This window comes from Streptomyces sp. NPDC055287 (genome assembly GCF_053646035.1).
Genome location: NZ_JBSHNE010000041.1, coordinates 23,493 through 36,393 on the forward strand (window position 1 = coordinate 23,493; position 12,901 = coordinate 36,393).

At 69.9% G+C, this 12,901-nt stretch carries 12 protein-coding genes and 1 pseudogene; 4 read left to right on the forward strand and 9 right to left on the reverse strand.

From position 1 onward, the window contains the following. Positions 1-5: 5 nt before the first annotated feature. Positions 6-650, forward strand: a complete 645-nt coding sequence (locus tag ACWIHY_RS34175; protein WP_454380305.1) for a hypothetical protein — start codon at positions 6-8, stop codon at positions 648-650. Between the two features lie 83 nt (positions 651-733). Here the strand turns inward: ACWIHY_RS34175 and ACWIHY_RS34180 are convergent, their stop codons facing one another. The 5 genes from ACWIHY_RS34180 to ACWIHY_RS34200 form a co-directional block, all read right to left on the reverse strand. After that, the gene (locus tag ACWIHY_RS34180; protein WP_454380286.1) at positions 734-1,357 is read right to left on the reverse strand and encodes a histidine phosphatase family protein; all 624 of its coding nucleotides are present in this window, start codon (positions 1,355-1,357) and stop codon (positions 734-736) included. A gap of 261 nt (positions 1,358-1,618) precedes the next feature. Further along, positions 1,619-2,287 carry a DUF6875 domain-containing protein gene (locus ACWIHY_RS34185; protein ID WP_454380287.1) on the reverse strand — a complete coding sequence of 223 codons (669 nt, stop codon included), beginning with the start codon at positions 2,285-2,287 and terminating at the stop codon, positions 1,619-1,621. Position 2,288: 1 nt separating this feature from the next. Continuing rightward, positions 2,289-2,984 carry an NUDIX hydrolase gene (locus ACWIHY_RS34190; RefSeq protein ID WP_454380288.1) on the reverse strand — a complete coding sequence of 232 codons (696 nt, stop codon included), beginning with the start codon at positions 2,982-2,984 and terminating at the stop codon, positions 2,289-2,291. After that, positions 2,981-4,171, reverse strand: coding sequence for a pyridoxal-dependent decarboxylase (locus ACWIHY_RS34195; protein ID WP_454380289.1), 1,191 nt, complete (start codon positions 4,169-4,171; stop codon positions 2,981-2,983). The genes ACWIHY_RS34190 and ACWIHY_RS34195 overlap by 4 nt, the downstream gene beginning before the upstream one ends. Before the next feature lie 239 nt (positions 4,172-4,410). After that, on the reverse strand, positions 4,411-4,896 hold the full coding sequence (locus tag ACWIHY_RS34200) for a hypothetical protein (protein WP_454380290.1): 486 nt from the start codon (positions 4,894-4,896) through the stop codon (positions 4,411-4,413). A 280-nt stretch (positions 4,897-5,176) separates the two neighbouring features. On the opposite strand from ACWIHY_RS34200, the gene ACWIHY_RS34205 reads away from it, so the two are divergent. The 3 genes from ACWIHY_RS34205 (at position 5,177) to ACWIHY_RS34215 (ending at position 7,758) form a co-directional block, all read left to right on the forward strand. Continuing rightward, entirely contained in the window at positions 5,177-5,533 is a 357-nt protein-coding gene (locus tag ACWIHY_RS34205; protein ID WP_454380291.1) for an SH3 domain-containing protein, read from the forward strand. 242 nt (positions 5,534-5,775) lie between these two features. Next, positions 5,776-6,093: a hypothetical protein gene (locus ACWIHY_RS34210; protein WP_454380292.1), complete on the forward strand. Its 318-nt coding sequence runs from the start codon at positions 5,776-5,778 to the stop codon at positions 6,091-6,093. A 474-nt stretch (positions 6,094-6,567) separates the two neighbouring features. Next, the gene (locus ACWIHY_RS34215) at positions 6,568-7,758 is read left to right on the forward strand and encodes an MFS transporter (RefSeq protein WP_454380293.1); all 1,191 of its coding nucleotides are present in this window, start codon (positions 6,568-6,570) and stop codon (positions 7,756-7,758) included. Between the two features lie 649 nt (positions 7,759-8,407). Here ACWIHY_RS34215 and ACWIHY_RS34220 read toward each other — a convergent pair. The 4 genes and pseudogenes from ACWIHY_RS34220 to ACWIHY_RS34235 all read right to left on the reverse strand — a co-directional run. After that, positions 8,408-8,758 (reverse strand): transposase, encoded by a 351-nt coding sequence (locus ACWIHY_RS34220; RefSeq protein ID WP_454380294.1) that lies wholly within the window; start codon positions 8,756-8,758, stop codon positions 8,408-8,410. Positions 8,759-8,989: 231 nt separating this feature from the next. Further along, the gene (locus ACWIHY_RS34225; RefSeq protein ID WP_454380295.1) at positions 8,990-9,433 is read right to left on the reverse strand and encodes a helix-turn-helix domain-containing protein; all 444 of its coding nucleotides are present in this window, start codon (positions 9,431-9,433) and stop codon (positions 8,990-8,992) included. A gap of 177 nt (positions 9,434-9,610) precedes the next feature. Next, entirely contained in the window at positions 9,611-11,677 is a 2,067-nt protein-coding gene (locus ACWIHY_RS34230) for an NACHT domain-containing protein (protein WP_454380296.1), read from the reverse strand. Positions 11,678-12,328: 651 nt separating this feature from the next. Further along, positions 12,329-12,901, reverse strand: a pseudogene (locus ACWIHY_RS34235) (hypothetical protein); the annotation flags it as partial.

Genomic DNA, 12,901 nt, shown 5'->3' on the forward strand with positions numbered 1-12,901 from the left:
TCGTGATGCAGCCCGTGCTGGAGATATACGCTCCTGACAGCTTCGCTCTGTGGCCTGTCGCCGAGGGGGAGCCGTTCAGGCACTTGGCACTCAACGGTGAGCTCACCTCTGCCGAGGTCGGGACAGCGGTGATGAGCATCGCCCGAAACAACGACATCGACCCCGACCCCGACGCCGGGGATGACCGCCCGCCTCGGCCGGCTGACCCGCTCGGGTCCTTCCTGCACGGGCTGCTGACCTACGAGTCCCTCTTCGCTGCCGGTGGCCTGCGGGTCATGGACACCACTACAGGCGTCACACTTCTTCCCGGTTGCTGCAACGGGTTGGAGGACTGGCGTGAGTGGTACACCGTCTTCGACGGCAGCGAACCGCTCTACCTCGGCCATGACCCGGACCCGGCCGCCGAGCTCCTCGGTGACACGGTCCGACTCGTCGTCGACGCCGAGCAGAGCGACAGCCCAGTGATCGAGTTGTCTGCCATCGAGCTTCGTCATCTGCTGGACGGGGCCGCGCGTGACCTCGCCGATTTCCTCGCGTCGGCAGCCGGCTGGCTCCGCCGACACCTTCCCGACCACGCAGTCCCCGTCACTGAGGCACTCGCCCGCCTTCTCGCCCTACCGCCTGGCTTCGTTTATTTTCACGAGAATTGACGGCGCCTTGCTAACAGTCAGTCAGACGAGTGTCGCTGGATCTTCGCCTGGCGACTGCCGATGCGATGGGCAGATCGCTGCCCTCAGACGTGGAGGTCACGCGAGAAGCCGGTCCAGCGGAGCTCTGTAGGAAGGTGCCCCGTGTCGTTGTAGAAGAGCACTGAAGCGGGTCTGCCTGGCGCGTATCGGATGACGGTCAGCGCGGCGTTGGCGTGGTTGAGGCCCATCCAGCGCCACTTCGGCGCGTCGAGGGCAGCTCGGACGAGCCAGCCGATGAGGAAGTTGTGGGTGACGATCAGTTCGTGACGAGGCTCGTCACCGTCGACAGGTTCAGCGAATCGCGCGAGAGCTGCCTTTGCCAGTTCCGGTCCGTGCTCGCGTTCTTCGGCCGGGAACTGGGACAGGTGAGCGAGCATGGCGTCGGCCGATTCCGACGGCAGCTCTTCCCGCTGCGGCATGTAGGGGATGTAATCCCCGGCCAGTTCCGATGGCTGCAGGGGAACGCTGTCGAGTTGCTCGCAGATCAGCTGGGCAGTCTGCTCCGCTCGTGGGAGTGGGCCATGGTGGATAAGCGAGAGAGGGCTGCGCTGAAGTCGCTCACCAAGCAGCACGGCTTGTAGGCGTCCCTTGTCCGTCAGCTTGCTCTCATCCGGTGAAGCTTCACCGTGCCGCGCGAGGTAGAGGTAGCGGGCAGCTATTCCAGTCATGGGCGAGATCCTCTGTCAGCGTTCATGATCTTGCGAACGTCTGGACGGACGCTGACATGTGCTGTGTGGTTCCGTCGCCGGCGGACGCATAGGGCAGAGGCACCCGCCAGCGACGAGTGTTGGTCATCCGGCCCTGGTCGGCTCTTCGGCTCGGGCTCGGGTGCTGGCGAGGCGGTAGGTCTTGGTCCAGCCATCTGGGGCTGGCACATGTTCCTGCCAGAGCACTGCGCCGAGTAACGGCTGCCAGCTGCGGCTGCACCATCAGCTCTGCGGTGGCCGCCCGGCTGCGGCGTAGTGCTGGTAGACCCGGGCGAGCCGGGCCGGTGCCCGGCCTTCTTCGTGCAGTTGCCCGAAGTGTTCCTGGTAGGCGGCGAAATGGTCGTGCTCGGTGGTGAACTGGACGTCGTGCGGGGAGATGCGGCGCACGACGATCAGCGGCACGGGACAGACGTTGACGGCGAAGCGCGGGTTGTGGACCGCGGGCGCCGGGCACGCGGGGTGGAACTGGCCGATCATGAAGCCGCGGCGCATCACCTCTGCCTTCACCGCTGCGTGCGCTGCGTCCAGGTGCCGCCACTGCTCCTCGCCCAGCTGGTCCAGGAGCGCGACCAGAGAGTGCAGAGCGGGCACGGTGCGCGGCCACGGGTGTGCTGCGAACCGCTCCAGTGACATCCGCAGCACCGTGGTGATCGCCTCCACCGTGTCCTCGGGGGCATCGTCGGCCAGCACCCGCTGGTGATGGGGCCCGGGCGTCCAGGATGCCCGCTGGACCACGACCACCCCGGCCCGGCGGGCGGGTACCACGAACGGGCAGATGGCCCCGCCGCGCCCCAACTCGTCGTGCGGTTGGCTGATGTACTGGCTCAGCCACGTCTCGATCGCCGCGCGCTGCCCGGCACAAGCGTCGTCGAAGGACACGGTGGCCGGCATGTCACCCGACCAGCCCGGCCCCACGCGCGCGCAGCAGCGCGCAGAGGGTGAAGACATCGGTGATCTCACCGGCTGCTGCCATCTTCTCCGCCGTGGCGAAGGGGAGGGCCCGAGCTCGACGGATGCCCTCGCTGTGCTCGACGTCGCCGACCGCGTCGATCCGCGCCGCGAACAGCTCCACCGCCCCGGACAGGATGCCGGTGTCGGGGTGCAGCTGCCCGAGGGGGACCAGCTCGCCGGCGGGGGCTGCTCCGATCTCCTCTTGTAGTTCCTTGGCCGCGTTCTCGGCAGGTGCCAGGCCGGCTGTGCCTCCGCCGCGGGGGATCTCCCAGTGCCAGGCCCGGGTGGCGTGCCGGAAGTGCTCGATGAGCACCACGTCCTCGCCCAGTAGCGGCAGGATCGCGACTCCGGGCTCCTTTAGGGAGGGCATCAGGCGGATGTAGGTGCCCGGCCGCCCGTCGGGAAAGCGCACCCGGTCCTTGACCAGCGTGAACCAGGCGTCCTGGTAGACGACCTCACCCGATGCCATCGGCCAGCGCAGGATGTCGATCGTGCCGCCGCCGGGCGGGCTCGTGAACAACTCGGGCTGGCTGTCTTGCAGGTGGGCGTAGGCGGACTGCGGGGTGTGATCCACCAGATCACCCACCCCGGCGCCCCGGTCGAGTCCACCACGGTGCGCGGGCATGGCGGGCGTCACGCGGCCACCGCCATCCGGGAGGCGCTCATGTCTGCGACGAACTCGTCGACCGCCGCGCGCGTGACATGTCCGACGGTGACGATGTGCGCCAACGGCCCAGTACAAGCCAGGTGCCACTTGTCGACCACCCACGGCGGCGGGCGGTCGAAGGTGACGGTCAGCGAGCCGGGGAAGAGGCCCGGATGGGCGCCGGCCTGCTCGAGCCGCTCGTGGGCGTAGTCGGCCGTGTCCTGACACCGCTTGATCAGCGCCGCCATGCCGGTGTGCCCCAACGCCCGCAGCCGCGCCCACAGCAGCAGGGCGGTGAGACCGCTGCGGGAGCAGGCCACGGTGCGGTCGGTGGCCGCGACGTACTCGCCCCCGTCCTGTGCGGGCAGCAGGTCGCGGCGTACCAGCGAGATGCCCGCGGGTACCGGCAGGCCGAGGACCTTGTGGCCGGAGATGTTCACCGAGTCCGCGCCGTGCGCGAAGGACCAGTTCGGCACCGGGTCACTGTGCGCGGCGACCAGGCCCCCGCCCGCCGCGTCGACGTGCAGGTACACCGCGCCGGCCGCTGTGCGCAGGGCGACGATGTCATCGACGGCGCCGCGCATGGTCGTGCCGCACGTGGCCACCACGATCGCACCGGGCCCACGCCCGAACACCGGGCGGATACGGCGCCGGATGAACGACTGGATCCGCAGATCCTCGGCGTCCATCGTGCCCTCGGGCAGCGAGCCCACGCTCACCAGTTCCATCCGCAGCAGGTCGCAGGCCCGCTTGATGCTGTAGTGCGCCTGATCCGAGGCGTAGACGCAGGCAGACGGCAGAACCCGGCGGGCAGCGGCCAGGGCATGCAGGATCGCCTCGCTCGACGACGAAGCCACGTACCCGTACACGTCATCCACCGTCGCCCCGGCGACGGTGGCGAAGTACTCCAGTACCGCCCGCTCATACGCCTTGGCCCCGACGTTGGAGGCGTCCGGGGAGTCCGGGTCACCTACGTTGTTGAAGAAGACGCCCAGCAGCGGGGCAAGGTCTTCGAGCCGGAAGTCGAGGTTGCCGGGGAAGCCGAGGACCCGCTGCTCCTCCTCGCGCAGGGTGTGGGCGAGCTTCAGCAGGTGGTCGGTGTCGGCCGCAGGGTCGGACGGCTGCGCCCCGATGGCCAGGGCCGCCTCGTGCGGGATCGGGGCAGGTATCGCGCTCATGTCATCGGCTCCACGGGCATCGGTCGCGCGGCGGGTGTGTCAGCCCATCTACGCGCCGCTCGCGCCCGTGGTGGCCGCGCGGCCACCACGGGCACCGCCGGGCGGGAGGAAGCAGCGCACAATCACCGCCCCTCTCCCGCCCGGTGGACCGCCCGGCCCCGGCGACGGTCAACGCCGCCGCCGTCCTGTTCGCATGCTGCGCGAAGGAACCTTCTACGAGCCCCGGCCGGCGGCCGCGGTCACCTGACCAGCGGCTCAGCCATGAGGACGACCCGATCGGCCTCGACCTCGAAGCCGAGCACCGGGTGGCCGCAATCGCCCTCCGGTTCCATCAGCACCGGCTTGCCCAATAGCCGCCCGATCTCCCGCAAGAAGCTGCAGAACACGTCCAGTCGCTCCTGGCCCTGCAACTCGCGCAGGTCAACGTCGAAGTCGATTTCCTCGGCATCGTGGAAACGGAAGATCGCCAGAACATCGGCAGTCGGCCAGACCCGCAGGTTTGGGCACTCGGCGTCCGCCGGGCGCGCCAGCACGGTCTGCGCCCGAGGTACGGGCAGCACCGTGTCGCCTTCCGAGTACTGCCATTTCCAGCCCTTCGCTTCGACGAGGTGAAGGACCGCCTGCCAGTCCTCCACCGAGGCATCGGGGACCCGCACGTCCGGCAGCGACCCCATCAGGCCCGGGTCGAAGAAACAGCTCACGTCATCCCACTGCAGATCAGGCACACCGCCATGCTGCCCGGCTCCCCGATCCAACGCAGCCCGGTTTCCCTTGACCAACCCATAGGGCACCGCCGTGGAAGCGCGATACACACCAGCACGGGGCGGTCGGACCCCAACACCCCAGCAGGGCCCCTGGCAGGGCCGTCCCGCCGGGGGAAACGCGGAGCCAAGTCGCTGACCCGGCACACGGGAGCAGCCCGGCCGCGACCGTGCCGACCGTGCAATGCCGCGCAGGATCAGCAGGGCCCGCAGCGCCTTCCCACCACGTCGAAAGGCCTCCCTGATGCTCCGCCGTATCGCGACCCGCTCGGTTATCCCCGCCGCTCTGGCCATCACCGCGGCCGCCGGCCTGACCATGGCCACAGCGCCGGCCGCCCAGGCCGTCGGCGAGCACCGCCAGTGCACGACGAACTGGGGAAACTTCGGTGCCACGGTGGCCAAGAACGCCTGGAACTACCGCACCGGCCCGTCCACCGCCTACCGGAGTCTCGGGTACTTGAATCGGGGCGACAAGGTGAAGGTCTTCTGCAGCAAGGGCTCCTGGAACTACAGCCAGCTCACCCAGCGCTCCAGGTCCGGGATGCCCAAGGGCACCAAGGGCTGGGTGCGCAACGACGGCCTGCTGAACCTCGCAGGCTGACCAACGCACCCCCTCGGACGGGGCTCACCAGCGCGTCCATACCGCTGCTCTCTCGCCACAACTCGGCCCCGGCTGCCCGCAACTGCCGGCCCAACCCCCACCCCCACCTGGGCGCCCGCTGATGCACGCCCGCTCCTTGTTTCCCCGCGTGCCAGGGGAAGGGCGCCTTCCCCGTCTACCTCCCGGCCCCGCCATGAAAGGACCGTGCAGTGGGAATAACCGCGAGACGTCGTCTTGCCACCTTGACGCTGTCGCTTTGCCTCCTCACCGGTGTCACAGCAGTCGGAGCACCAAGCGCCTCGGCCGTCGGTTCGTCGGCCTGCCGGTATCCCGTCGGCGGGCTCAAGGGTGATGTGGCCTTCAACGGGGTCAACTACCGGACCGGCCCCGGGACCCGGTACGCGTCCAAGGCACAGCTCTACAAGGGCGACGACCTGCGACCGACCTGCAGCCGTGGTGACTGGCTCTACGCGAAGCTGACCCGCCGGTCCAAGGGCGGACTGCCGGCGGGCACCAGGGGCTGGGTCCGCATCGACATGCTCAAGCTCATCGTGGGATAGCGACAGTCCCCAGGCTGAGGACGGCGCAGCCGTGCGGGCGCACGAGCCGTGCCGGAGCGGCCACAGTCACAGCCAGCAGTCTCATGGGCGGCGGCACCCCCTGGGTGACCGCCGCTTCGCCATGGGGGGACATGCCTCGAACCTGGCTTACCTCGCCCGATTCTGACCGCAGCCCCGCTCCAAGTGGCGGTACGCCGCCTTCGGTCGTTGAGCCACCGGGCGGGAGGCGCACCTGCGGTCTTCCGCCGACGGGGAAGCGGCGTTGAAGCCCCGTTCCCGCCCTGTTGGGCTTCTCGCCACAGCGGTCCGCCCCCCTTGCACCGCTGTCGCCGCCCGTACGGCGCGCCTGCCCCTGGGCCCGGCGTACGGGCGGCCCCCTCTCGCCCACCAACCCCCGTTGAAGAGGCAGGCACCGCCATGGTTCAGGCGCAGGTCCGCGATGTTCCCCGCACCCTCCCCGCGCCGCCTGGCCCCGTGCCGAAACCGCCCGCACCGGTAGCCGACAAGCCGCCGTCCTTCCGCGCCGTGCTGCGCCACCGATATTGCAGCCGCCTGCTGATCGCCTCGGTGGTCGGACGCCTTCCGCTGGGCATGGTGCCCATCGCGCTGATCCTCACCGCCCGGGCGGACGGCCATTCGCTGGCCACCGCCAGCCTGCTGGCCGCCCTCTACGGCATCAGCCCCGCACTCGGCCTTCCTCTGCTGGGACGCCTCGCCGACCTGCGCGGCCTGCCACTGCCCTGCCACCTCGGAGCTGGCCTCGTCGCCACCGCGCTCGGCGCCCTCGCTGTCTTCGGCACCCACAACCTGCCCTTCGCCGCCCTGTGCGCCGCGCTGGCCGGCGCCGGATGCCCACCCCTGGAGGGCGGCCTGCGCTCCCTGTGGCCCACCCTGCTGCCCAACGCCGCCCACGTGCGGACCGCCTACACCCTGGACTCCTCCACCCAGGAGATCGTCTACGTCACCGGGCCCGCCCTCGCCATCATGATGGCCACCTGGCTGTCCCCGACCGCAGCCCTCGCCCTGGCGGCCGCCGCCACCCTCGCCGGAACCCTCGCGTTCTCCACCACCCGACCCGCCCGCACCTGGCGGGCCGCACCACGCCACCGGGACCGGCTCGGCGCGCTGCGCCCACCGGCCATGCGCCCGCTGCTGGCCGCCCTGGTCTTCTTCGGCGCCACCATCGGCGCCCTCGACGTCGCCGCAATCGCCGCATCCGACCACCACCACGCCGCCTGGCTGGCCGGCGCCCTGCCCGCGGTCTTCTCCGCCGCCGGCATCCTCTTCGCCCGCTTCCAGCCCACCACCGCACCCCGGCCCCGCCACCTCGTGCTGCTGGCCGCCCTCTACGCGGCCTGCTGGCTCCCCTTGCTCGCCCCCGCCCCGCCTCTGGTGATCCTCGCCCTGGCCGTCCTGCCCGGCGCCCTGTTCGTCCCCGTACTCACCGTGGCGAGCCTGACCCTCACCTCCCTCGCACCACCGGGAACCACCACCGAAGCCATCGGCTGGCTCTCCAGCGCCATGCGCCTGGGACTCGCGGCGGGCACCGCCCTGGCCGGACCACTCGGCGGCCACTTCGCACTCCCGCTGCTCGCCGCCGCCCTGTGCGCGCTGCTCTTCACCGCCCGCACCACCACACCCCAACCGGTACCCCTAGCCGCGTGAGCCGCACGGGCTCTCACGGCGGTCGGCGCGAGAGCGGCCCTCACAGGGCGCCCGTCACACCCTTCCCATCTCCCGGAACAGCTACCCGGATTGCCGTGCCGGGCCCTGGCACCGCCAGGCCGCATCCCGGTCCGAGGGCTTTGGCCGCCCGCAGGCTCTCGTGCACAGCCGCCCGTCCCGTGGCCGGCCGCCGTGGCATCCACCGCCCCGGCGCTTGCCGCGAGCGCCGTCGGTGCGGCCCGTCCGCGGGCCTGACAGGCACCGCGTCCTCTACTCAGGAGACTTCGTGATCAACCTCAAGAACAAGCTCATCCAGCGTGCGGGCATCGCCGTAGCGGCCGTCGCGATGGGCGCCGCGGGCACCGTGGTGGCCGCCCCCGCCGCCCTGGCGAACACTTCCACCCAGGCCCAGGCCCAGGCGGCCAACTCCTGCCCCACCTGGACCGTGATGGCCCACGGGGTCAACTTCCGCACCGGCCCGAGCACCAGCTACCGGTCGATCGGTTCTGGTCTACAACAACGACCGCCTCGCCGTGTACTGCAGCAGCGGCTCCTGGTACTACACCAAGCTCGTCAAGCGCTCCAAGGGCGGGCTGAAGGCCGGCACGGTCGGCTGGATCCGCAAGGACATGATCAACCACCTCCTCGTCTAAGCGGCCTTGGTGAAGTTCGCCGCTGATCCTCGGATGCGGGTCTGTTGGCGGGTGAGCGCCCGGTCCACGGCGGTGCCGATGGCTTGGATGCTGGTGTGGGAGCGGTGCGGGTAGTCCTCGTACTTGGCCGAGCGCCAGACTTGTTCGATGTCGTTGAGTTCGGGGCTGCGGGGCGGGAGGTAGAACAGCTCCACTCCGATCTTCGCCAACTGGTCGCGGCGGCCCTTGAACGCCTTGGCCACGTGTACGGAGGCGTTGTCCAGTACCACCGTGCACGGCCGAGACCGTCCAGACGGGCAGTGCAGGGTCGACACCGTCTGCGGCCAGGGGCAGGGCGGCTGCCCCACCGGGCATACGGGCCAGCTTGGAGCAGACGAACTCGAGCAGCACGGCCGCGTCAATCTTGCCGGGAGTGCGCTCCCACAGCAGATCAGGAGCGGTGCCCACGATCAGGGCGCCCAGCACGTTGACGCGCCGGTTCTTGGTGTCCTCGCGCGGGACCACTGTCCGCTGGCCGACCCGCGACCAGGTGTAGCCGGTGGGCATGGTGGGGGCGAAGCCCGACTCGTCGAGGAAGATCAGGTCGCGCGTGCCCGCGTCGGCCTCCATCTGTAAGTCCGCAAGTCCTCCAGCCGGGCCCGCGCGGCCTGCTGGAGGATGGGATCGGCTTGGTGCCGGACGCTGTCGCGAGTGCGTTTCCACCGGAACCCCTCCCGGTGCAGCAGCTCGGTCAGCCACGCCGCCGACGGACGCACGCCCCGTTCCTTCTCCAGCCAGTCGCACAGCTCGGGCGCGGTCCAGGTCACCCCGGCCTCGGCCGAGGCGTCCAGCAACGTGCCCAGTGCCTGAAGGTCCTCGCCGGTGTGGGCGGGCCGTCCCGGACGCGGCGCATCGGCCAGAGCGTCGAACCCGCCGCCGGCGAAACGGTGCAGCGCATCGCGCACCGTGACCGGATTGCATTCCAGCAGGTCGGCGACGTGCGGCACGGTCAGGCCCCGATCCAGCAACCGGAGGCACTCCAACCGCCGCGCTCGTTACCTGACAGACCACGCCCGGCCAGCCGCCGACGCACCTCGACCTGCTGTTCGGACGTCAACTCCACCGTCAAGATCTTGGGCATCACCACCACTCCCGCCAAAGCCCCTGCCCCCACATGACGTTGACGTCACCGAGACCGCTTATCGCTAAGCAGTTCGCGTTCATCGCTGAGCGAGGTGGCGTTGCAGATCGATGTGCCGGAACTGGTACACCGCCCCGACCTGCCGCAGCACACCACGGTGTTCGTGTGCGTCGTGGAGGAACTCCATCAAGTTCAGTGGGATTCTGTGGCGCACGGCCAGATATGTCCTGGCGAGGACATAGTGCGGCCATGCCGATTGCGTCAGCGCGAACCCCAGTCCCAGTGTGAGCCCGATGATGCCTGGCACTGCGATGCCGATCCCGAGGCCGATTCCGAGCATCTGGGACGAGAACACGCCCACCAGTCCTCCCCCGCAGCCACCTGCCAGCGTCAGCGTGACGAACGAACGGCGATCCGAGGCGAGCAACGTCACGGGCCCGATGACGGTGGTGAGATCGGGTCTCTCGCTCTTGAGGCCGAACGTGACACCGATCATCAGGCCGACGGCGCACCCGGTGCCGAGACCGTCATAAACCGGGTAAGGGACTTCCGCCCTGATCGCGGCGCCGAATCCAAGTATGAACCCGCCCGTCAGTCCGGACAAAAGCCCCGTCGTGATCCTGCGGGGTGACCACCGAAGGCGCGTCCCCGGAGCGGGGTCCACCACGCATGCGGCCAGCGTCCCGATCACGGAGCCACTGATCAATCCAGCCGGTAGTCCCACAGCGACACCGGTTGCGAGGGTGAACTCGATTCCCACTACGACACCGGAAACGATTCCGAAGATGAGCGCGTCAACCACACGGCGAATAAAGACCGGTATGGCTTGATAGAGCTGCCACCAGGCCAGGTCCGGGGTGCCCCCGTGCTGATTCTGCAGGAACCGAGCGATGAAGATCAGGGTTCGGTCGGCTTGTTGGGCCGTCCAGTGAGGGGGACGGCGGCTGTCGCGGGTATAAGCGGCTGGGATGAAGGTGTTGAACAGGTGGGTGTCCACGGCAGCGCGGTCGGGGAAGGCCGTGGAGTTGCACAGTTCGTCCGAGTGCGGAGCCGGAGGCCCGGGGACGGCCTGGGGGCGGGGGTTGTAGATGGTGCGGGCCAGGAACAGCCCCAGCGGGGTGCTCAGGGCCTGCCCGGCCGGGGAACCGGTGCCCAGGTGTCTGGCGATCGCATCCCACCGCTCAGCGGAAGGGGCGTGCGGCCCGCCCGCATCCCGGCGTAGATATTCGGCCGCCGCGTCGGCGGCCAGCGGGAGCAGCTCGATGGCGGCAGCACCGTTGAGGCGGACCACGGTGTCCGGCCTGCTGAGGGCAGCACGGTAGGGGGCTACGCGACTGGCCAGGACCAGCGGCTGTCGGGCGGACAGGGATCGGTTGAGGGCATCCAGCGCGGTGGCGTGCAAAGCAGGGGGCAGTTCGTCGAAACCGTCGAGGAGCGGCAGGATCCGGCCGGCATCAAGCAAAGCCTGGGCCAGATCACCAGGGTCGTTCCCCGTGGTGACTGCGGCTGGAGCGGGCGTGCGCAAGCCTGGGTAGGTGCGCCGAAGTTGCGCTGCCAGCCACGCTTTCATCGGTTGGCGGGGATTCCATGAGGCCAGGGAGAACAGCACTGGCACCGGCGCATGGTCCGTGCGCCGTTCGACGAGGTCCTGCAAGAGCCGGATCAGCAGCACACTCTTGCCTGCGCCCGGCTCGCCCAGGATCACCAAGCGCCGAGTGGGGACCCGATCGGTGAACACCGCCCCGATCTGCGCGTCCCGGTCGGCCAGGCCACCGGAATGTTCCGGCCACCCTGCGGGGTCGCCGGGCGGTCCGCCGGGCCAGGCGCGAGCCAGGTCCCTCAGCAGCGGCCAGGGCTCGGCCAGATCGTCATCTGCGGCCCGCCAGGCGACGGGCAGCGGATAAGGGTCATTCACCCGGCGGACGGCCGCCTCGTCGTCCCACTGGCTCTTGACCGCCACGGCCAACTGCTCGGCAGCGGTGTCCAGATCCACAGCAGCAGCCTCGGTCCGGTCGGCGCGGAACGCCGCCCAGGCGAGGTAGGCCGGCGCCAGGCCCAGCAGTACCGTCACCGCGGTTGCGGCTGTCCCCAGGTCGAAGTGCCAGGTAAGCGCCAGGGCCCCGGACAGGCTGAGGGTGACGAGCACCAGATATCGCACACCCACACGGCTTAGCCCGTGGCCGGATCCCCCATGTCCCATATCCAGGGATCCTGCCGTACCCCATGCAGGCCAGGGGATAGTTCGGCAACATGGCCCGGCGCGACGGCGACGGCTGCTATGCGGACCCGGTGTGGTCCGCTGCTGGTCTCGTGACGTTCCTGTCGGCCACGAGCCACAAAACCGCCGGGCAAAGGATCAGCAGCTGACTTCGTGTCGTCCGCTTAGCTCCGGATCGTCCCCGGCCGCTGCCCGACAGCGGCCGGGGGCCCAGCCCCCTCTGCCTCCGCGCGCTCGCCCCCCGCCGCGTGATCGAGGGGCCACCACCCCCGCGAAAGGTGCCCCCGCCTGACCTCTCTGACCCCTGCCGCAACCGAGCTGACCGCACTGCTCACCCACCGCCAACATCCGGCGCTCGGCGCATTTCTGCCTGCCGGGTTCCCCAACTGGACAGCCGGGATCGACGCCCTGCGCGCCTTCACCCGCAACGGCGCCGACTTCCTCGAGGTCGGCGTCCCGGTCGAGTTTACCGAGTCTCGAAGTGCCCGGATCGGTCCTGAGCTGTGCCTTTGTGCCACGGACGTATCCGCGACGTTGGGTGTCTCCGATCGGCGGGTAGCGGCTGGGGCTGTCTACCGGTCAGTGCGGCCTTCGAGGAGAGCGTCGGCTGAAGACCGCTACATCGCGGCCCATACCCAGTACGAGGTCGCCCTCCAAGGTGAACGCGACGGCACGAGGATCGGCCGCTGCCAGGAGCCCAGCGGGCTCGCCGGTCCGCAGGTTCCACACCCGCGCCGTCCTGTCGGAGCTGCTGGTGACGGCGATCGGGGTGCCGTTCAGGATCGTGCAGGCCACCGCGTACACCCTGCTGGTGTGGCCGGTCAGGGGCTGGCCGATCGGGGTGCCGGAGGCCAGATCCCACACCCGCACCGTCCCGTCCCAGCTGCCGGTCACCGCGACCGGGGTGCCGTTCAGGGTCGTGCAGGCCACCGCGTTCACCGTGCTGGTGTGGCCGGTCAGGGGCTGGCCGATCGGGGTGCCGGAGGCTAGATCCCACACCCGCACCGCGTGGTCGCCGCTGCCGGTCACCGCGACCGGGGTGCCGTTCAGGATCGTGCAGGCCACCGCGTACACCCTGCTGGTGTGGCCGGTCAGGGGCTGGCCGATCGGGGTGCCGGAGGCCAGATCCCACACCCGCACCGTCCCGTCCCA

Coding starts and splice junctions, on each gene's coding strand:
- ACWIHY_RS34185 (WP_454380287.1), bottom strand. CDS start 2,287: ATGCCGGCCACCGTGTCCTTCGACGACGCTTGTGCCGGGCAGCGCGCG.
- ACWIHY_RS34205 (WP_454380291.1), top strand. CDS start 5,177: ATGCTCCGCCGTATCGCGACCCGCTCGGTTATCCCCGCCGCTCTGGCC.
- ACWIHY_RS34195 (WP_454380289.1), bottom strand. CDS start 4,171: ATGAGCGCGATACCTGCCCCGATCCCGCACGAGGCGGCCCTGGCCATC.
- ACWIHY_RS34175 (WP_454380305.1), top strand. CDS start 6: ATGCAGCCCGTGCTGGAGATATACGCTCCTGACAGCTTCGCTCTGTGG.
- ACWIHY_RS34180 (WP_454380286.1), bottom strand. CDS start 1,357: ATGACTGGAATAGCTGCCCGCTACCTCTACCTCGCGCGGCACGGTGAA.